Source organism: Mixta hanseatica (assembly GCF_023517775.1).
Classification (GTDB): domain Bacteria; phylum Pseudomonadota; class Gammaproteobacteria; order Enterobacterales; family Enterobacteriaceae; genus Mixta; species Mixta hanseatica.
On record NZ_CP082904.1, the window covers coordinates 2924831 to 2945526 of the forward strand.

Sequence of the window (20696 nt, forward strand, 5' to 3'; positions counted from 1 at the left end):
CTCCCTCCGAAATGGTAAAGCTGCGACCCGACGCCTGCCACAACGGCGAGATCAGGCGGGATGCGCAGTGGCAGACTTCCCGCCCTGACGCGGTTTCGCCGCCGGACTGGCGGGCAACAACGCTGCCAGCGCGGCGATTTTGTTTTCTGTCTCTTGCCATTCCTGCTGCGCATCGGAGCCGGCGACAATCCCCGCCCCGCCATACAGCCGCACCCGTTCGCCCTGCACCAGCGCGCAGCGCAACGTGACGCAAAATTCACTTTTTTGTCGGGAGATAAAGCCGGTGGAGCCGGCATACCAGTCCCGGTCCAACGGCTCATGGCGCTGCAGAAAGGCGCGCGCCGCCGCGCGCGGCAGACCCGCTACCGCAGCCGTGGGTTGCAGACGCTGTAACAGTAGCGCGTCGCTGCGGCTACGCAGCTCGCCGTGGATACGTCGGCGAAGATGCTGAAGATGGCGCAGGCGAACCACCTCTACCGGCATCACCTCCAGCCCACTCACCAAATCCTGTAGCCGATAACAGATATCCTCTACCACCAGCCCGTTTTCATGACGATTTTTGGCGTCCTGCAACAGCCATTGCGCCTGCTGCCGGGCGAGGATGAGATCGGCATCACGTGCCGCCGTGCCCGCCAGCGCTTCGGTCAGCAGCTCATTTTGCTGCCGCAGCCAGAGCCGTTCCGGCGAAGCGCATACCAGCGCGCGCTCATCCTCAAAGCGCAGCATAAACTGATAGCAGTGCGGATTAGCACGACGGCTGGCCGCCAGCAGCGCTTCCGGCGGCAGCGGGCGATCCCACAGCAGATCCACTGCGCGCGCCAGCACCACTTTATCCAGCTCTCCGGCGGCTATTGCTGTTAACGCGCTGTCGACTCGCTGACGCCATTCCGTATGTTGCGGCTGATACTGACGCTGTTGCAGTTGTCCATCCATTGACGGCAGCGGCTGCGGTAAGCGCAACTGATGCAGGAAACGGGCGGCGCTTTGTGCATCCTCCTGCAAATTACGGTCGCTTTGAATAAACAGCGTCAGCCGTTCGCCGCGATCGTCCTGCTGCCACATCAGGCGCGGCAGGAAGAAAAAGCTGTTAGCGGCTTCAAAGCGATTGCTGCCCCAGATGCGCCAGTTCCCCGGCAATGCGCGACACGCCTGCTCGGCCTGCCAGAGCGTAGGGTAACAGTGGATGGCTCCGCACAGCGCTACCTGCTCGTGGCCGTTGCGATGCTGCCACCACAGCTGAGGCCGGTGCGGTTGGGTACGCAGCCAGGCAAGAGAGTCTTCGCCGGAGGCAAGAGGAACGGTAAAGGCACGACAGCCCGGCCCGGTCGTGTCGATGTTGACGAGCTGAGCAAGCAACGCGGCATAAGCGGCAGGAAGCGAATACACAAACACCCCCATAATCAGAAAGAGGTAGTTAGTGTAAAAGGGAGATTAACGCCGGTTTTTGATTCAGAACAGTTCAGGCCGCGTTTATCGCCGCTCAGAGAAAGGTTTGCAGTAAAGGGAACGATGAACAGCGAACGGAAAACCAGCCTCTTCCCGATTGGTCAGAGGCTGTTTGCCGCAAAGCGTTTAGCGACGCGCCAGCAGCAGGCCGAGGATCAGACCGGCGGCAGCGCCGATGCCGATGCCCTGCCAGGGTTTTTCATGAACATAGTCATCAGCACGGCAGGCCGCCTGTTTAGCACGGTAGTAGTAAGAATCGGAGGCCGCACTGACGCGAGATTTCACATCATGCAGCGCCTGCTCTGCCTTCTCTTTCAGCTCGATATATTTCTGATCGGCCGGATCGCCGGAGGATTTCAGTACCTCTTCCAGCGTTTCGGTAAGCAGGTTCAAATCATCATCCAGACGCGTTTCCTGGGGTTCACCGGCTACCTGAGGCTCACCCGTTAATAACGGATCGCGCTTTTCTTGCGAGTCATTTGATACAGCCATTTTCTTCCTCCGTGTAAAACACATGCATGTTCGTTAACTATAGACACTTTTTACGCATCTGCCGGAAGGCGTGTCCAGGAATTAGCTGATTAGGGCAGATGGAAATACGTTGGTTTATATGATTAATCTGATAAATTCCTGATAACCGAATTTTTGCCGCCTGCGTCTGTCGTAGCTGACTGTAACCCGGTTTGTAACCGGGAAAGCAAATGGGTGCAGAAGCTCGACCACTACAAACTCGTTCAGCATAAGGAAATCGTTTCTGGCATGAATCGAAGAATGTTTATGAAAACGTCAATGGCATTCGCTGCGGTTAGCGGCATGTCCGGCTTATCCACGCTATTTGCACAGTCCGCCTGGGCAGAAGATGGCATTGCAGACGGCGAGGCAGTACGCTTTGACTTTGAGGTATTGAAGAAAAAAGCCGCCGCGCTGGCCCAGAAACCCTGGAGCGGCGCCCCCGGCCCGTTGCCGGATACGCTGGCTACCATGACGCCGCAAGCCTATAACGCCATTCAGTATGATGCTAATCATTCACTCTGGAACGACATCGATAATCGGCAGCTGGATGTGCAGTTTTTCCACGTCGGCATGGGCTTTAAGCGCCGTATCCGCATGTTTTCCGTTGATAAGAGCAGCCGTGAAGCGCGTGAGATCCACTTCCGCCCCGAGCTGTTTAACTATCAAAACACCAGTGTCGATACCACACAACTGGAAGGGAAAACCGATCTCGGCTTTGCCGGCTTCCGCGCATTTAAAAAGCCGGAGCTGGCGCGACGCGATATCGTCTCTTTCCTTGGCGCCAGCTATTTCCGTGCCGTGGATGATACTTACCAGTACGGCCTGTCAGCGCGCGGCGTCGCGGTAAATACCTTCAGCAACGGTCAGGAAGAGTTCCCCGATTTCACCGCCTTTTGGTTTGAAACGCCAAAAGCGGATGATACCACCTTTACCGTGTATGCCCTGCTTGACGGCGCCAGCCTGACCGGCGCCTATAAGTTTGTTATCCACTGCGAGCCAAAGCGTGTGGTGATGGAGGTGGAGAACCACCTGTGCGCGCGCAAAGATATTCGTCAACTGGGTATTTCCCCGATGACCAGTATGTTCAGCTGCGGCAACAGCGAGCGCCGGATGTGCAATACTTATCATCCGCAAATCCATGATTCCGATCGTCTGGCGATGTGGACCGGTAAAGGGGAATGGATTGCCCGTCCGCTGAATAACCCGCGTAAGCTGCAATTCAACGCCTACGATGATGAAAACCCGCGCGGTTTCGGCCTGTTGCAGCTGAATCATGATTTTGAAGATTATCAGGATGTGATTGGCTGGTATGACAAACGGCCCAGCCTGTGGGTAGAGCCGATCGGTAAATGGGGCAAAGGCGCCATCAACCTGATGGAGATCCCGACCACCGGCGAAACGCTGGATAACGTGGTCTGTTTCTGGCAGCCGGAGCAGCCGGTTAAGGCCGGCAGCGAACTGGCCTTCCAGTACAAGCTTTACTGGAGCGGTCTGCCGCCGGTGCGCAGCGAACTGGCGCGCGTAGAGGCGACCCGCTCCGGCATTGGCGGCTTCCCGGAAGGCTGGGCGCCGGGCGAACATTTCCCGGATGTCTGGTGCCGTCGTTTTGCCGTTGATTTTGTCGATGGCGATCTGAAAAATGCCGCGCCGAAAGGCATTGAGCCGGTGATTACCGTTTCTGCCGGCACCATCAAGCAGGTAGAGATCCTGTTTGTTGAACCGCTAAACGGCTATCGCATTCTGTTTGACTGGTATCCGAACAGCGATGCCGCCGATCCGGTGGATATGCGCATGTTCCTGCGCACGAAAGATGAGACGCTGAGCGAAACCTGGCTTTATCAATATTTCCCGCCGCCGCCAGATCAGCGGAAATATGTTGATGACCGCCAGATGACGGTAAGCTAACTTAATGCGGCGAGGGAAACCTCACCGCAGCATCTTAAGGTGAGACGAAAACAGTGAGGGAAAGATGAGCGATAAAAAACATTTTGTGACGCTGGTTGGCAGTTTACGCAAAGGATCTTTTAACGCGGCGATAGCGCATACGTTGCCTGAACTGGCGCCTGAGGGTGTGACTGTTAGCCATTTAGCCTCGCCGGGCGACTTTCCTCATTACAATGCCGACCTGCAGGAAGAAGGCTTTCCTGCGCCGGTGCTGGCGATGGCCGAGGCGATCGCACAGGCGGACGGAGTAATTATCGTCACGCCGGAATATAACTACTCGGTGCCGGGCGTGCTAAAAAATGCGCTCGACTGGCTTTCACGCGTCTCGCCTAATCCGTTTGCCGCTAAGCCGGTACTGATCCAGAGCGCGTCGCCGGGCAATATCGGCGGCGCGCGTGCGCAATATCATCTGCGGCAAATTTTGGTGTTTTTCGATGCGCGCGTGATGAATAAGCCGGAAGCGATGATTGGTCAGGTGACGGATAAGGTAAAGGACGGCGTGCTGACCGATGACGTTACCCGCACCTTCCTCAGCAAGCAGCTGCAGGCCTTTGTTGAATTTAGCCGCTAACTAACTGGCGGAGCCGCGCGCTCCGCCTTTTGGCGCTATTTCACCATGTCGATATGCGGAATATTATCTTCCAGATAGACCTCGCCAACCGGCTTAAAGCCCATCCGTCCGTAAAAAACCTGCAGGTGCGCCTGCGCCGACAGAGCCTGCCGCCGTCCCGGCCAGTATTGTCCGCAGCTCTCCAGCACTCTTTCCATCAGACGATAGCCCAGCTGTAAACCGCGCGCTTCGCTGGTGACGATGACACGCCCAATCGTCACCGGGCTGTCTGCATCCACCGGCGTTAAAATACGCGCGCAGGCCAGCAGCCTGCCTTCGCCAAGGGCAAAGATATGGCGGTTATCGTGCGCTAAATCCTGCCCGTCGATATCTTCATACGGACACTGCTGCTCAACAATAAACACGCGGTTACGCAGCGCCAGAATGTCATGCAGCTGATGAACGTTTAGCTCGCTGTGATGTAAATCATACCAGGTCAATTCCATACTTCCGCCATCCTCCGTTGCGTTAGCCGTTGCCGATATCGACAGATATTTTTATTAATCCGCAGTATACCGGGTTCGCCTTAAGCTGAACCAGGGAGGCACGCGACTATTTTTCGTGCTGGCTCTCACTTCTGAACCATAAAAAAAGCCCTGTATCGCTACAGGGCTTGTTCATTAAAGGCTGGTTTACATCAGCGGCTGCGCCATCTGTACCAGGCTGATCAGCGGCTGCGGGTAAATCCCGAGTAGCAGCACCAGAACGGCGGAGATCAGCACGACGATGCCGCCCGCGGTAAACGCCCAGTTGGCTGGCGTATCACGGGTATGCAGCTCCGGCGGGCTGAGATAAAGACTGACGGTAACGCGCAGATAGTAGTAGAGGCCAATGGCACTGCCTAATACCACCGCACCGGTCAGCCACCACAGCGAAGCGTTAACACCCAGCGCAATCACATAAAACTTACCGATAAAGCCCAGCGTCAGCGGAATACCGGCCAGCGACAGCATCATCACCGTCATCACTGCCGCCAGCACCGGACGATGCCAGAACAGACCGCGATAAGAGTAGAGAGATTCTGCGTCCGGACCGCGATACGGGCTGGACATCAGGCTTACCACGCCGAAGGCGCCGATGCTGCTGAACAGATAGCCCGCCAGGTAGACGCCGGCGGTTTCCAGCGACATCTCATGAGACTGCACCGCGATCAGCGCAACCAGTAAATAACCCAGATGCGAGATAGAGGAGTAGCCCAGCAGACGTTTGATGTTGCTCTGGCTGATCGCCAGCAGGTTACCAAACAGGATGGAAACCACGGCGATAATCGCCAGCACGTTGCGCACCGCTTCGCTATCGGTGGCCGGCGCGTAGATAAACAGACGCATCAGCGCGCCAAAAATAGCGATTTTGCTGGCGGTCGCCAGAAAGGTGGAGACCGGCGCAGGCGCGCCCTGATAAACATCCGGCGTCCAGAGATGGAACGGCACCAGCGACAGCTTAAAGCCCAGACCGATAATCATCATGCCCAGGCCCAACAGCATTAGCGGCTGATGCAACACGCTGTCGCTCAGGTTTTTGCCCAGTTCCACGAAGCTCAGGCTACCGGAATCGGCATACACCAGCGCAATACCAAACAGCAGGAAGGATGAGGCCGCCGCCGACAGGATGGTATATTTCAGCGCCGCTTCCAGCGAACGTTTCTGACGGAAAGCGTAGCCGATCAAACCAAACAGCGGCAGCGACAGCAGTTCCACGCCGATAAACAGCGAGGCCATGTGATTGGCGCTCGCCAGCACTACGCCGCCCAGCGCTGCAATCAGCACCAGCAGGTAGAACTCGTCGCAGTTATCGCTGAAGCCCTGCAGCCATGGATAGGCAAAGGTGCAGGTGGCCAGACTCGCCAGCATCACCAGCCCGGTATAAAACATCGAGAAACCATCCACGCGTAGCAGCGGCGTGACGTCCATCGGCCCTGCCTGGCCCACAAACCAGAGTGACAACAGCGCCAGGTTGAGGCCAATCACAGTCAGCGTCGCATTGGCAAAATGGTTGCGTCGCCACGCAATGGACAGCATCACAACCACCACCGTCAATCCGACGATCAACAGCGGTAGCAGCGCGATCAGTTGTTGAGGAGTTATTGTCATGGCGAATTACGGCCTTGTAGTTGAAATTGAAGCGGTATACCACTGCTGAATGTTGCTCATTGCAGCGTGTGAGGTGTCCAGAATCGGCTGCGGATAAACCCCAAGCAGCACCAGCAGAACCACCAGCACCATAATCATAATGAACTCACGCGCAGACATGCCGCGCAGCGGCGTCTCCGACTTCGGCGCACCGTAATAGGCGCGCTGCATCATGATCAGCGAGTAAACGGAAGCAAACACCAGACCGAAGGTAGCGATCACGATAATCGTCGGCACCACCTGGAAGCTGCCGGTGAGGATCATAAATTCGCCAGCAAAGTTGCCGGTGCCCGGCATGCCAAGGTTAGCCACCGCAAAGAACAGCGACAGACCCGGGATCCACTTCAGGCGCGACCACAAGCCGCCCATCTGACGCATATCGCGCGTGTGCAGACGCTCATAAAGCTGACCGCACAGGATAAACAGCGCCGCAGCTGACAGGCCATGCGCAATCATCTGCACCACCGCGCCCTGGAACGCCAGCTGGTTGCCGGTATAGATGGCGATCAGCACGAAGCCCATATGGGAAATAGAGGTGTAAGCGATCAGGCGTTTGATATCAGTTTGCGAGAAAGCCATCCAGGCGCCGTAGAAAATCCCGATAATCCCCAGCCACATGGCGACAGGCGCGAACTCCGCCGACGCATTGGGGAACAGCGGCAGGCTGAAGCGCAACAGACCGTAAGCTGCGGTTTTCAGCAGTATCCCGGCCAGATCCACAGAACCGGCGGTCGGCGCCTGACTGTGCGCGTCCGGCAACCAGCCGTGCAGCGGCACTACCGGCATTTTTACCGCAAAGGCGATAAAGAAGCCGAGCATCAGCAGATATTCTACTCCGCGCGACATCGGGGTTTGCAGCAGCACTTCATAGTTGAAGCTCCAGACGCCGGTGGCGCGGTAATGCACAAACACCAGGCCAAGAATGGCAATCAACATCACCAGACCCGAGGACTGGGTATAAATGAAAAATTTGGTTGCGGCAGTAATACGGGTTTTGCCGTCCGATGCCTTATGACCCCAGAGCGCGATGAGGAAGTACATCGGCACCAGCATCATCTCCCAAAAGAAGAAGAACAGGAACATGTCGATGGCCAGGAACACGCCAATAACGCCACCGAGGATCCACATCAGATTGAGGTGGAAAAAGCCCTGATACTTTTCAATTTCATTCCAGGAGCAGAGCACCGCCATCAGGCCCAGCAGGCCGGTCAGCACCACCATCAGCAGCGACAGACCGTCCAGCGCCAGGTGGAAAGCGATGCCGAAGCGCGGGATCCAGGGAACGGAAAACTCAGATTGCCACTGCGGAATGCCCGCCGCCTGGGTCAGTGAATAGCCTCCCTGCAACCAGAGCTGCAGTGAAAGCGCCAGCGTCAAGCCCATTGTAATCAGGGCGATCCAGCGCGGCGTCTTCGCGCCTAAGCGCTCAGCCAGCCAGCACAGGAATCCGCCGACAAATGGGATAACAATTAGCCAAGGTAATAACATGGCGGTTACGGTCCCTTTTCTAGTCCTGCATGAGCCGCCGGTAAATCTAACCGGCGATGCCCAACCTCAGGTTTTTTCACAAGCTTATCGGGTGGGATGCGACAACGCCGCATCCCGCTCACTAACCTTACATCACCAGCAGCAGCGCCAGCACCACAACGGCACCCACGCTCATGGAAGCGACGTACCAGCGCAGATAACCATTTTCGCTCACCACCAGCCCTTTATTCGCCAGGCGAGAAACCAGAGCCGGCGTATTCAGCAGCGCATTGAGCGGATCGCGCGACAGCAGCCAGGCGATGCCCAAATAAGGCTTAACGAAAATTTTGTCATACAGCCAGTCGAAGCCCCAGGCGGCAAACCACCAGGTGCCGAAGAAACGCCCTGGCGCGCTGCGCGCCACGCTGGAGACCAGCGAACGCTTGCCAAGCCAGAGCCAGGCGGCAATCAGGATGCCTACAATAGCCACCACGCCCGAAGCGATTTCCAGCCCCATTTTGCCCGCTTCGCCATGCTCGCCCGCCGGCAGTACGCCAGCCAGCGGCGGCGTGATCAGCGCGCCGATAAAGGTGGAAAGAACCATCAGTACAATAAGCGGCAGATGATGCGTGATTCCTTTGCCTGCATGCGCATGAATTTTCTCTTCACCGTGGAAGACGATAAAGATCATGCGGAAGGTATAAATCGAGGTCAGGAAAGCGCCCACCAGCCCGGCAACCATCAGGTTGACATGGCCGTTCGCCAGCGCGCCGAACAGGATTTCATCCTTACTGTAGAAGCCGGCGGTCACCAGCGGCAGCGCCGCCAGCGCCGCCCCGCCCACCAGGAAGCAGATATATACCAGCGGGATGCTTTTACGCAGTCCGCCCATTTTGAAAATGTTCTGCTCGTGGTGGCAGGCCAGAATCACCGAACCGGAAGAAAGGAACAGCAGCGCTTTAAAGAAAGCGTGAGTCATCAGGTGGAAAATAGCCGCATCCCAGGCCTGAACGCCCAGCGCCAGGAACATATAACCGATCTGGCTCATGGTGGAGTAGGCCAGCACGCGTTTGATATCGGTCTGCACCAGCGCGGCGAAGCCCGCCAGCACCAGCGTGACCGCACCCACGATGCCCACCAGATGCAGCACTTCCGGCGTCATCAGGAACAGTCCATGGGTACGGGCGATCAGATAAACGCCGGCGGTTACCATGGTCGCCGCGTGGATCAGCGCCGAAACCGGCGTCGGACCCGCCATCGCATCGGCAAGCCAGGTCTGCAGCGGCAGCTGCGCCGATTTACCGACCGCGCCGCCCAGCAGCATCAGCGTCGCCCACTGCAGCATGTGGTTATCCGCCGCGAAGTGCGCCGGCGCCAGTTCCACCATCTCGCGGAAGTTCAGCGTGCCCAGTTCGTTATAAAGAATGAACAGCGCAAAGGCGAGGAACACGTCACCCACACGGGTAATGATAAAGGCCTTCATCGCCGCCTTGCCGTTATCCGGATTGGTGTAATAGAAACCAATCAGCAGATAAGAGCAGAGCCCCACCCCTTCCCAGCCGAGATACATCAGCAGCAGGTTATCGGACAGCACCAGAACCACCATGCTGGCGATAAACAGGTTGGTATAGGCAAAGAAGCGCGAATAACCCTCTTCCCCACGCATATACCAGGAGGCGAACATATGAATAAAGAAGCCCACCCCGGTCACCACCGACAGCATGGTGAAAGAGAGACCGTCCAGCGTCAGGGTGACGCCGATATTAAAATTACCGACGTGCATCCAGGTCCATAAGGTCTGGATAAACGGCGCGCGCTCATGGTTAAAGAAGTCGATGCCGACCCAGGCCGTGACCAGCGCCGCCAGGCCAATTGAACCCACGCCTACGGTAGCAGACAGGTTTTCTGACCAGCGGCCGCGAGAAAACGCCAGCAGCAAAAAGCCGATCAGCGGAAGCAGTATGGTTAAGTAAAGAAGATTCATCCGCGCATCTCGCTCACTGTGTCAATGTTCAGGGTTTGACGACGGCGGTAGAGCTGCAGCAACAGCGCCAGGCCAATGCTGGCCTCCGCTGCGGCAAGGCTGATCGCCAGGATATACATCACCTGACCATCCGCCTGCCCCCAGTAGCTTCCCGCCACCACTAACGCCAGAGCCGCGGCGTTAATCATGATTTCCAGACCAATTAACATAAACAGCAGATTACGACGCATCACCAACGATGTCAGTCCGAGGACAAACAGCACGGCTGCCAGAATCAGTCCATGTTGTAGAGGGATCATGCGCGCTCCTCCTTCGTTTTCGCAACCGCTGCATCGCTGACGCGGTTGCTAAGCACTTCGCCATGACGATCTTCACGCCCGATATGGAACGCGACCACCAGCCCCGCCAGCAGCAGCATTGACGCCAGTTCAACCGCCAGCACATAAGGACCAAACAGGCTGATACCCACCGCTTTCGCATCGATAACCGTGCCATCGATGCCCTGGTCGTTGGCGCTCATAATGGCGTAGACCATCACGAACAACAGCACCAGCGACACCAGGCCCGGGCCAATCCACAGCGAAGGCTGCAGCCACTGGCGTTCCTGATCCTGTACCGACTTGCCCAGGTTCAGCATCATTACCACGAAGACGAACAGCACCATGATGGCGCCGGCGTAGACGATGATCTCCAGCGCGCCGGCGAAATAGGCGCCGAGCGAGAAGAAAACACCGGCGATCGCCAGCAACGAAACGATCAGGTACAGCAACGCATGTACCGGGTTGGTGTGGGTAATCACGCGTAGCGTGGTTAGCACCGCCACCAGACCACAAAGATAAAACGCAAATTCCATGCCTGGCTCCTTAAGGTAACAAGCCTTTGACGTCGATGGGTTTGGCTTCGTTTTCCGCTTCGCCCTTGTCTTTCCCTTCGATCGCCATGCCTGCCATACGGTAGAAGTTGTACTCCGGGTATTTGCCCGGCCCTGAAATCAGCAGGTCTTCTTTCTCGTACACCAGATCCTGACGTTTAAACTCGCCCAGTTCGAAATCGGGCGTCAGCTGAATTGCCGTGGTCGGGCACGCCTCTTCGCACATACCGCAGAAAATGCAGCGTGAAAAGTTGATGCGGAAAAATTCCGGATACCAGCGGCCGTCCACCGTTTCCGCCTTTTGCAGCGAAATACAGCTGACCGGACAGGCTACGGCGCACAGATTACACGCCACGCAGCGCTCCGCCCCATCGGGATCGCGCGTCAGAACAATACGTCCACGATAGCGCGGCGGCAGATAAACCGGTTCATCCGGATACATTTGCGTTTCGCGTTTCGCAAAGGCATGCAGGCTCATCATCCAGATACTGCGTACCTGGGTGCCGAAACCGACAATAATGTCTTTTAATGTCATGGTTACAACCCCTTTACTGCGCGTTGTACAGAATCACTGCGGCGGTAGCCAGCAGGTTCAACAGCGTCAACGGCAGACATACTTTCCAGCCGAAGGACATCACCTGGTCATAGCGCGGACGTGGCAACGCAGCACGAATCAGAATAAACATCATCATGAAGAATGCCGTTTTAATAGCGAACCAGATAAAGGGCGGCAACCATGGGCCCTGCCAGCCGCCGAAAAACAGCGTCACAATCAGCGCGGAAACCGTGGTAATCGCCACATATTCGCCCACGAAGAACAGGCCGAACTTCATGCCGGAATATTCGATGTGGTAACCATCCGCCAGCTCCTGCTCCGCTTCCGGCTGGTCAAACGGATGGCGGTGACACACCGCCACGCCAGCAATACAGAAAGTCAGGAAGCCAAAGAACTGCGGGATAATATTCCACAGGTGCGCCTGGCTATTAACGATGTCGTTCATGTTGAACGAGCCCGCCTGCGCCACCACGCCCATCAGCGACAGGCCGAGGAACACTTCGTAGCTCAGCGTCTGCGCCGAGGCACGCATCGCGCCCAGCAGGGAGTATTTGTTGTTACTCGCCCAGCCGGCGAACAGCACCGCGTAAACCGCCAGACCGGCCATCATCAGGAAGAACAGCAGCCCGATATTAAGGTCGGTTACCATCCATGTCGGGCTGACCGGCACGATGGCGAACGCTAACAGCAGTGATACGAAGGCGATAACCGGGGCCAACGTAAAGATAAAGCGATCGGTAAACGGCGGGACCCAGTCCTCTTTAAAGAACATTTTGATCATATCCGCCACCAGCTGCAGCGAGCCGCCCCAGCCGACACGGTTAGGCCCGTAGCGGTTCTGGAACAGGCCAAGCAGACGGCGCTCGCCGAAGCTCATAAAGGCACCGCAGGAAACCACCACCAGCAGGATGACGATCGCCTTGAGAATGCCCAGCAAGATATCGATAACGTCCGGTGTTAACCAGCTCATTGTGCCGCCTCCCGCAGAGTCTCAATGTTCGCGCCCGACAGGAACGGCGGGACGCCCGGCATACCCAGCGGCAGACCGACCTGTCCGGCCTGCAGCGCGTCGGAGAAGCGCACAGGCAAGCGCAGCGTTTCACCGGAGCAGCTGAACTCTACCGCCGTACCGGCGTTTACGCCGAGCTGGGCGGCATCGGCCGGGTTGATCACCAGCGCCGCCTGCGGCATACGCTGTTGGATGACCGGCGCGCGCTGCGTCATCTCTTCACTGCCGAACAGATTGTAGTAAGGCGCCACGCGCCAGCCGCCGTTACGGGCGAAGGCGGTTGGCACCTGGGTGAACCATGCCAGCTCGCTCGCCGCCGCTTCAAACAGACGCACGCCCGGATCGCCGTTGCGCAGTTTGCCGCCTACTTCATCCTGGAATTTGTTCCACGCCTGCGGCGAGTTCCAGCCTGGCGCCCAGGCGAAAGGAATCTCAGAACGCGGCGCGCTCGGCTGGTTGTTCCCTTCCATTGAGAAGGAGAACATGGTGTCCTGATCCTGCGGCTGACGCGGCTCATGCACGCTGATATTGGCACGTGCGGCGGTACGTCCGCTGGAGCGATGCGGCGAACGCGACAGTTTCTGCCCGCGAATACGGAAAGAGGCGTCCGGCGCGGCATCTTTAATGCCTTTCAGCTGCGGCAGCGCGGCGACTACGGCGTCGATAACATGATCCAGCTGCGTCCAGTCAACGTGACGGCTTTCCAGCGCGCTATGCAGCGAGTGCAGCCAGCGCCAGCTTTCCAGCATTACCACCTTTGGATCGTAGTAAGAGGGATCGTAAACCTGGAAGAAACGCTGGGCGCGGCCTTCCTGGTTTACCAGCGTGCCGTCGCTCTCGGCAAAGCTGGCGCCTGACAGAATCAGACCCGCTTTTTCCATGGTGGCCGTGCGCTGATGATCAAGCACGATAACACTGTCGGCGTTACGCAGCGCGGCATCCACTTTCGCTTTCGGCGCGTGACGATAGAGATCGTTTTCCAGAATCACTACCGCGTCGGCGCTGCCGTTTTCCAGCTGCTCCAGCGCATCGTCCAGCGTATTGCCGCCGATCATGCCAAGGCCAACGCTATTAGCGGCGGAAGCCAGCAGCGTAATGCCGACATCGGCGCCGCGCCCTTTCAGCGCTTTAGCCACGTTAGCCGCCGCTTCGATCATCGCTTCGCTGCCAGAGTGGGTACCGGAAATAATCAGCGGCTTTTTCGCTCCGGCCAGCGCCTGGACAATCACGTCAAGCTTACCGTTCAGGCTGCTGTCGAAATCGCTTACCGCCGGCGCGCCGGCATCCAGCGCATGGGCGATGGCGAAACCGAGACGCGCCTGATCTTCTACCGGCGCGCGGTAGCTCCAGGCGGCGATATCATCCAGACGGGTTTCATCAACGTTGGTGACAAACAGCGGATGTTTGGCGTGCTGACCGATGTTCATGATCGCTGCGATCTGCCAGTCGGCCACTTTTTGCGCCGCCGCCATCTCGCGTGCTTTGCCTTTTACCGCCTGACGTACGGAGAGCGCCACGCGCGCGCCGGTTTGCGTCAGATCTTCGCCCAGCACCAGTACCGCATCGTAGCTTTCAATTTCACGCAGCGCCGGCGTATGAATGCCGCCTTCGCGCAGCACTTTCAGCATCAGCGCCAGACGCGCCTGCTCGCCCGCCGGCATGCCGGTGGAGAAATTAGCCGCGCCGACCAGTTCACGCAGCGCGAAGTTGCTTTCTACGCTGGCGCGCGGTGAGCCGATACCGATCACTTTTTTCGCCTGGCGCAGGATATCCGCCGCGCCCTGCATCGCCTGCTCGGCGTTCAACGCCACCCAGTCATTGCCGCGACGCTGCATCGGCTGGCGCGGGCGATCTTTGCGATTCACATAGCCATAGCCGAAGCGACCGCGGTCACAGAGGAAATAGTGGTTCACGCTGCCGTTATAGCGGTTTTCGATACGGCGCAGTTCGCCATAGCGCTCGCCCGGGCTGGTGTTACAGCCGACGCTGCACTGCTGGCAGATGCTGGGCGCAAACTGCATATCCCATTTACGGTTATAGCGTTCGGAGTGGGTTTTATCGGTGAAAACGCCGGTCGGGCAGATTTCGACCAGGTTACCGGAGAATTCGCTCTCCAGCGTGCCATCTTCCGGACGGCCAAAATAGACGTTGTCATGCGCGCCATAGACGCCCAGATCTTTGCCGTCCGCATAATCTTTGTAGTAGCGCACGCAGCGGTAACAGGCGATACAGCGGTTCATCTCATGCGAGATAAAGGGCCCCAGATCCTGATTACGGTGGGTACGCTTGGTGAAACGGTAGCGACGGAAGCTGTGGCCGGTCATTACCGTCATATCCTGCAGATGACAGTTGCCGCCCTCTTCACAGACCGGGCAATCGTGTGGGTGGTTAGTCATTAGCCACTCAACCACGCTTTCACGGAACTCTTTCGCTTCGCCATCGTCGATAGAAATAAAGGTACCGTCGGAGGCAGGCGTCATGCAGGACATGACGAGGCGACCGCGGGTATCCTCAGCGTTTTGGTATTGCTTTACCGCGCACTGGCGGCAGGCGCCCACGCTTCCCAGCGCCGGGTGCCAGCAAAAATAAGGAATATCCAGGCCAAGAGAGAGACATGCCTGTAGCAGGTTGTCCGCCCCATCTACCTCATATTCTTTACCGTCTACATGAATTGTAGCCATAGTGAACATGCTTCCGTAAGGCTCGGCATAGCCGAGCGTTAAACACAAATTTTGGCTATTTATACCCGCGCTATTTCAAGCTGCCTGTGCGTTGGCTTTTCTGTCACTTGAATGACGCAGGGTATATCTCGCGTTGTTGCGCGAAAGGAGCGCTCTGGCGCTCCGTTATGTTTACCAGCGCGCTTTCAGCAGGTTCGGCTGAATACCGTTAATGGCACGCGTATTACCAAACACCTGCGGCGCGATACCGGCCTCAAACTCTTCACGGAAGTATTTGATCGCGCTTTGTAATGGCTCTACGGCGCCTGGCGCATGGGCGCAAAATGTTTTACCCGGGCCCAGCTGACGACACAGCTGCTGTAGCGTTTCAATATCGCCCGGCTGCCCTTTGCCCTGCTCCAGGGCGCGCAGGATTTTTACGCTCCACGGCAGGCCGTCACGACATGGCGTACACCAGCCGCAGGATTCACGGGCGAAAAACTCTTCCAGGTTGCGCACCAGAGAAACCATATTGATTTCATGATCTACCGCCATCGCCAACGCGGTGCCCAGACGGCTGCCCGCTTTACCGATGCTGGCGAATTCCATCGGCAGATCCAGATGCTGTTCGGTCAGGAAGTCCGTGCCCGCGCCGCCCGGCTGCCAGGCTTTAAATTTCAGCCCGTCGCGCATGCCGCCGGCATAATCTTCCAGAATTTCACGCGCCGTAATGCCGAACGGCAGCTCCCAGACGCCCGGGTTTTTTACCCGGCCGGAGAAGCCCATCATCTTGGTGCCGGCATCATCGCTCTTCGACAGGCCTTTGTACCACTCCACGCCGTTGGCCAGGATGGCCGGCACGTTAGAGAGGGTTTCCACGTTGTTTACGCAGGTCGGCTTGCCCCAGACGCCGGCAGAAGCCGGGAATGGCGGCTTGGAGCGTGGGTTGGCGCGGCGGCCTTCCAGTGAGTTGATCAGCGCCGTCTCTTCGCCGCAAATATAGCGGCCGGCACCGGTGTGCACGATCAGTTCGAAATCAAAGCCGGAGCCAAGGATATTTTTGCCAAGGAAGCCCGCTTCGGTCGCTTCGGCGATGGCGCGACGCAGATGCACCGCCGCTTCAATATATTCGCCGCGCAGGAAGATATAGCCGCGGTACGCCTTCAGCGCAAAGGCGCTGATCAGCATCCCTTCCACCAGCTGGTGCGGCATCTGCTCCATCAGCAGGCGGTCTTTATAGGTGCCCGGCTCCATCTCATCGGCGTTACACAGCAGGTAACGGATGTTCATCGACTCGTCTTTCGGCATCAGGCTCCACTTCAGACCGGTGGAGAAGCCTGCGCCGCCGCGCCCTTTCAGGCCGGAATCTTTAACCAGCGCGACGATCTCGTCAGGCGCCAGGCCTTTCAGCGCTTTTTCCGCGCCGGCATAGCCATTTTTGCTGCGGTATTCGTCAATCCACACCGGCTGCTTATCGTCACGCATGCGCCAGGTCAGCGGATGCGTCTCCGCAGTACGAATGATCTCTTTTACTGTCATTGATACTGCTCCAGTAACGATGGAATATTTTCCGGCGTCAGGTGAACATGAGTATCTTCATCCACCATCATCGTCGGGCCTTTATCACAGTTACCGAGGCAACAGGTCGGCAGCAGCGTGAAGCGGCCATCGGCCGTGGTCTGGCCTGGTTTGATATTCAATGACTGCTCCAGCGCCGCCTGGATGCCCTGATAACCGGTGATGTGGCAAACCACGCTATCACAATAGCGGATCACGTGGCGGCCAACCGGCTGACGGAAAATCTGGCTGTAAAAGGTGGCGACCCCTTCAACGTCGCTGGCCGGAATGCCTAACACCTCGGCAATGGCATTAATGGCACCATCCGGCACCCAGCCGCGTTGTTTCTGCACGATTTTCAGCGCTTCGATAGAGGCTGCGCGTGCATCTTCGTAATGGTGTTTTTCATGCTCAATCGCGTCGCGTTCTGCCGCACTCAGCTCAAAGACCTCGGTCGGGTCGATCGTTTCGATGGCAATTTTTTGATCGTGCATAATTAGCGGTCCACGTCTGACATAACAAAATCGATACTACCCAGGTAAACGATCAGGTCGGATACCAGGCTGCCGCGGATCACCGAGGGGATCTGCTGCAGGTGCGGGAAGCTTGGCGTACGAATACGCGTGCGATAGCTTACGGTACTGCCGTCGCTGGTCAGGTAGTAGCTGTTGATCCCCTTGGTGGCTTCGATCATCTGCAATGATTCGTTCGCAGGCATTACCGGTCCCCAGGAAACCTGCAGGAAGTGGGTAATCAGGGTTTCAATATGCTGCAGCGTACGCTCTTTCGGCGGCGGCGTGGTCAACGGATGATCGGCTTTAAACGGCCCCGCCGGCATATTGTTCAGGCACTGCTCCAGAATACGCAGGCTCTGACGCATCTCTTCCATTTTCAGCATCACGCGGGTGTAAGCGTCGCTGACGCCGCCGCCGACCGGGACTTCGAAATCGAAGTTTTCATAACCGGAGTAAGGGCGCCATTTGCGCACGTCAAAGTCGATGCCGGTGGCACGCAGACCCGCGCCGGTAGAACCCCAGGCCAGCGCTTCATCTTTTCCGTAGCAGGCAACGCCTTTAGCACGGCCTACCAGCACGCTGTTTTTCAGCGCGACGGTTTCATATTCCTTCAGGCGCTTCGGCATCCAGTCGAGGAATTCTCGCAGCAGGCGCTCCCAACCTTTCGGCAGATCGTGTGCGACGCCGCCAATACGGAACCAGGCCGGGTGCATACGGAAACCGGTAATCGCTTCCACCACGTCATAAATTTTCTGACGGTCGGTGAAGGCGAAGAACACCGGCGACATGGCGCCCACGTCCTGAATAAAGGTAGAGATATAGAGCAGATGGCTGTTGATGCGGAACAGCTCAGAAAGCATCACGCGGATCACGTTAACGCGATCCGGCACCACGATACCCGCCAGCTTTTCCACCGCCAGCACGTAAGGCATTTCGTTAACGCAGCCGCCGAGATATTCCACGCGATCGGTGTAAGGAATGTAGCTGTGCCAGGACTGGCGCTCGCCCATTTTTTCCGCGCCGCGATGGTGATAGCCAATATCCGGTACGCAATCGACAATCTCTTCGCCGTCCAACTGCATCACGATGCGGAACGCACCGTGCGCCGACGGGTGGTTTGGACCGAGGTTGAGGAACATGAAGTCCTCATTTTCGGTGCCGCGCTTCATGCCCCAGTCTTCCGGTTTGAAACGCAGCGCTTCCATCTCCAGATCCTCTTTCTGCTTAGTCAGCTCAAAAGGATTGAATTCTGTTGCACGCGCCGGATAGTCTTTGCGCAGCGGGTGGCCTTCCCAGGTTGGCGGCATCATGATGCGCGTCAGATGAGGATGGCCGTCGAAAGTGACGCCAAACATCTCCCAGGTTTCACGCTCATACCAGTTGGCGTTAGGGAAAATTTTGGTCAGCGTCGGCAGATGCATGTCGTTTTCAGACAGGGCCACCTTGAGCATAATGTCGCTATTACGCTCAATAGAAAGCAGATGGTAGAAAACGGAAAAATCCGCAGCGGGCAGCCCGTTACGGTGGGTACGCAGGCGCTCATCCATGCCGTGCAGGTCATACAGCATCACATAGGGTTTTGGCAGCTTACACAGGAATTCCGCGATCTCCAGCAGCTGTTCACGCTTCACCCAAACCACCGGGATGCCAGTACGCGTCGGCTGGACGGTAAAGGCATCCGGCCCAAAGCGGTTACGCAACTCGCCAATCACCGGGTCATCCAGGTGATCCCGGGTTTGCCATGCAGGCTGAGCGAGATCTTGCGTGGTCAAATCTGTCATACGTTACTCACCATTGGCCTGAAAACAGGCACGAAGTCGTTGGTGTCAGGATGAGGTGCGCGCGTTGGTTGGTAGTGTTATTGCGCTGCGTGTCAGGCCCCATCCATAAAGTGTTAATTTAAATTTCGTCCGGGCTACGCAGGTTGGTTACCGCGATGCGATCGCCGCGTTTTCTTTCACGCTCGGACTGCATATTGGCGCGATAAACGCCCTGATCGCCAACGACCCAGGAGAGCGGACGACGTTCTTTGCCAATAGATTCCTGCAACAGCAGTAGCGCCTGCATATAGGCTTCCGGACGCGGTGGGCAGCCCGGGATATAGACATCCACCGGCAGGAACTTATCCACGCCCTGCACCACCGAGTAGATGTCATACATGCCGCCCGAGTTGGCGCAGGCGCCCATGGAGATCACCCATTTCGGCTCCAGCATCTGGTCATACAAACGCTGAATGACCGGTGCCATTTTGGTGAATGGCGTACCGGCAACCACCATAAAATCAGCCTGACGCGGCGAAGCACGAATAACTTCAGAACCAAAGCGGGCAACGTCATGCACCGAGGTAAAAGAGGTCGTCATTTCGACATAACAACAGGAGAGGCCGAAGTTAAACGGCCAAAGAGAGTTCTTACGACCCCAGTTCACCATGTCATGCAGTGCGTTTTCCAGTTTGCCCATGTAAACGCTACGGTGGACATGCTGCTCCAGAGGGTCGGAAACGATCTCCTGTTTCTGCAGGGGATAACGGTCATTCTCACCGTTGGGGTCTATGCGGGTGAGCGTATAGTCCATCTTAATGCCTCGCTGTTACTGCTTTTGAGGGTTGGTGTTAGTGACCTTACCGGTATCAACGTCTACGCGACGACGCGCAGGCGCCCAATCCAGCGCACCAATCCGCACCAGATAAACCAGACCAGCCAACAGCACCAAAATGAAAATTGCGGCTTCAACAAAGCCGACCCAGCCGCTTTCACGGATAGAGGTCGACCATGCATATAAAAAGAGGGCTTCTACGTCGAAGATAACGAAGAACATCGCCACCAGGTAGAACTTGGCAGAAAGGCGCAGATGCGTACTGCCAACCGGGTCGATACCTGATTCAAAAGGGGTATTTTTATGGCGTGCGCGGGCGCGTCCCCCTAACAGCCAGCCGCCGGCCAGCATAAAGACGCATAGCCCAAAAGCGACAACGATAAAAACAGCGAATGCCCAGTGATGAGCGATAACTTCGGTGGTTGTTGACATACTCTCTGCTTACTCATCAAAAGTGGCGTTTAGCGTCCTGCGATGCCGATAGCGAAGAACACACCACATTAATTCAAGGGAAGGATGAAAAACCTTATAAATTATGCTGTCTTTAACCTATAAGCAGCAATTTAATGGGGTTTTTTACCCCTTTCTATAACCTTTTGTCAACTTTGACAAAAGTATCCACACGTTAATTTACACTTGCATCATTTTATTAACATATGATGCGCGGTTATTAGGCTAAATCGTGTCAGTTTCAGAATGTAAATTAAGTGTAGTGGGTAGTTGCACGGTTGGATCGCGCATTTAACAAACATATTTTGACAGGAAAACGGGAGATTTCCTGCCCCTTTACAGGGGTATTTTTTTGATCCAGGACACACTTTTGCCCTTTTTGATAAAATA

At 56.8% G+C, this 20696-nt stretch carries 17 protein-coding genes and 1 pseudogene; 2 read left to right on the forward strand and 16 right to left on the reverse strand.

What is annotated here, in order from left to right; translation table 11 throughout:
• Positions 1-51 precede the first annotated feature (51 nt).
• Together K6958_RS13895 and elaB are read right to left on the reverse strand one after the other, a co-directional pair.
• Positions 52-1386, reverse strand: coding sequence for an isochorismate synthase (locus K6958_RS13895; protein WP_249891690.1), 1335 nt, complete (start codon positions 1384-1386; stop codon positions 52-54).
• Between the two features lie 186 nt (positions 1387-1572).
• A complete protein-coding gene (gene elaB / locus K6958_RS13900) occupies positions 1573-1938 on the reverse strand; it encodes a stress response protein ElaB (RefSeq protein WP_249891691.1) in 366 nt (121 codons plus the stop codon).
• 267 nt (positions 1939-2205) lie between these two features.
• Between elaB and K6958_RS13905 the strand changes: the two genes are divergently transcribed.
• Together K6958_RS13905 and K6958_RS13910 are read left to right on the forward strand one after the other, a co-directional pair.
• Positions 2206-3864, forward strand: a complete 1659-nt coding sequence (locus tag K6958_RS13905) for a glucan biosynthesis protein D (RefSeq protein WP_249891692.1) — start codon at positions 2206-2208, stop codon at positions 3862-3864.
• A 64-nt stretch (positions 3865-3928) separates the two neighbouring features.
• Positions 3929-4474: an NADPH-dependent FMN reductase gene (locus K6958_RS13910; protein ID WP_249891693.1), complete on the forward strand. Its 546-nt coding sequence runs from the start codon at positions 3929-3931 to the stop codon at positions 4472-4474.
• Positions 4475-4509: 35 nt separating this feature from the next.
• Here the strand turns inward: K6958_RS13910 and K6958_RS13915 are convergent, their stop codons facing one another.
• The 14 genes and pseudogenes from K6958_RS13915 to K6958_RS13980 all read right to left on the reverse strand — a co-directional run bounded on the left by K6958_RS13915 (position 4510) and on the right by K6958_RS13980 (position 20288).
• A complete protein-coding gene (locus tag K6958_RS13915) occupies positions 4510-4959 on the reverse strand; it encodes a GNAT family N-acetyltransferase (protein WP_249891694.1) in 450 nt (149 codons plus the stop codon).
• Positions 4960-5145: 186 nt separating this feature from the next.
• Positions 5146-6603, reverse strand: coding sequence for an NADH-quinone oxidoreductase subunit NuoN (nuoN, locus tag K6958_RS13920; protein ID WP_249891695.1), 1458 nt, complete (start codon positions 6601-6603; stop codon positions 5146-5148).
• Between the two features lie 6 nt (positions 6604-6609).
• Positions 6610-8130 carry an NADH-quinone oxidoreductase subunit M gene (gene nuoM, locus K6958_RS13925; RefSeq protein ID WP_249891696.1) on the reverse strand — a complete coding sequence of 507 codons (1521 nt, stop codon included), beginning with the start codon at positions 8128-8130 and terminating at the stop codon, positions 6610-6612.
• A gap of 127 nt (positions 8131-8257) precedes the next feature.
• On the reverse strand, positions 8258-10093 hold the full coding sequence (gene nuoL / locus K6958_RS13930) for an NADH-quinone oxidoreductase subunit L (protein ID WP_249891697.1): 1836 nt from the start codon (positions 10091-10093) through the stop codon (positions 8258-8260).
• A complete protein-coding gene (nuoK, locus tag K6958_RS13935; RefSeq protein ID WP_103794150.1) occupies positions 10090-10392 on the reverse strand; it encodes an NADH-quinone oxidoreductase subunit NuoK in 303 nt (100 codons plus the stop codon). The genes nuoL and nuoK overlap by 4 nt, the downstream gene beginning before the upstream one ends.
• Entirely contained in the window at positions 10389-10946 is a 558-nt protein-coding gene (gene nuoJ, locus K6958_RS13940) for an NADH-quinone oxidoreductase subunit J (protein ID WP_249891698.1), read from the reverse strand. Before nuoJ ends, nuoK begins: the two co-directional genes overlap by 4 nt.
• A 10-nt stretch (positions 10947-10956) precedes the next feature.
• On the reverse strand, positions 10957-11499 hold the full coding sequence (gene nuoI, locus K6958_RS13945) for an NADH-quinone oxidoreductase subunit NuoI (RefSeq protein ID WP_249891699.1): 543 nt from the start codon (positions 11497-11499) through the stop codon (positions 10957-10959).
• 13 nt (positions 11500-11512) lie between these two features.
• The gene (nuoH, locus tag K6958_RS13950; protein ID WP_249891700.1) at positions 11513-12490 is read right to left on the reverse strand and encodes an NADH-quinone oxidoreductase subunit NuoH; all 978 of its coding nucleotides are present in this window, start codon (positions 12488-12490) and stop codon (positions 11513-11515) included.
• The gene (gene nuoG / locus K6958_RS13955) at positions 12487-15210 is read right to left on the reverse strand and encodes an NADH-quinone oxidoreductase subunit NuoG (RefSeq protein ID WP_249891701.1); all 2724 of its coding nucleotides are present in this window, start codon (positions 15208-15210) and stop codon (positions 12487-12489) included. Before nuoG ends, nuoH begins: the two co-directional genes overlap by 4 nt.
• A 171-nt stretch (positions 15211-15381) precedes the next feature.
• Positions 15382-16728 carry an NADH-quinone oxidoreductase subunit NuoF gene (gene nuoF, locus K6958_RS13960; RefSeq protein WP_249891702.1) on the reverse strand — a complete coding sequence of 449 codons (1347 nt, stop codon included), beginning with the start codon at positions 16726-16728 and terminating at the stop codon, positions 15382-15384.
• A pseudogene (gene nuoE, locus K6958_RS13965) lies at positions 16725-17268 on the reverse strand (NADH-quinone oxidoreductase subunit NuoE). The gene nuoF and the pseudogene nuoE overlap by 4 nt, the downstream one beginning before the upstream one ends.
• The gene (gene nuoC / locus K6958_RS13970) at positions 17243-19042 is read right to left on the reverse strand and encodes an NADH-quinone oxidoreductase subunit C/D (RefSeq protein WP_249891704.1); all 1800 of its coding nucleotides are present in this window, start codon (positions 19040-19042) and stop codon (positions 17243-17245) included. The pseudogene nuoE and the gene nuoC overlap by 26 nt, the downstream one beginning before the upstream one ends.
• A 118-nt stretch (positions 19043-19160) precedes the next feature.
• On the reverse strand, positions 19161-19835 hold the full coding sequence (locus K6958_RS13975) for a NuoB/complex I 20 kDa subunit family protein (RefSeq protein ID WP_249891705.1): 675 nt from the start codon (positions 19833-19835) through the stop codon (positions 19161-19163).
• Between the two features lie 15 nt (positions 19836-19850).
• Positions 19851-20288, reverse strand: a complete 438-nt coding sequence (locus tag K6958_RS13980; protein WP_249891706.1) for an NADH-quinone oxidoreductase subunit A — start codon at positions 20286-20288, stop codon at positions 19851-19853.
• Positions 20289-20696 lie beyond the last annotated feature (408 nt).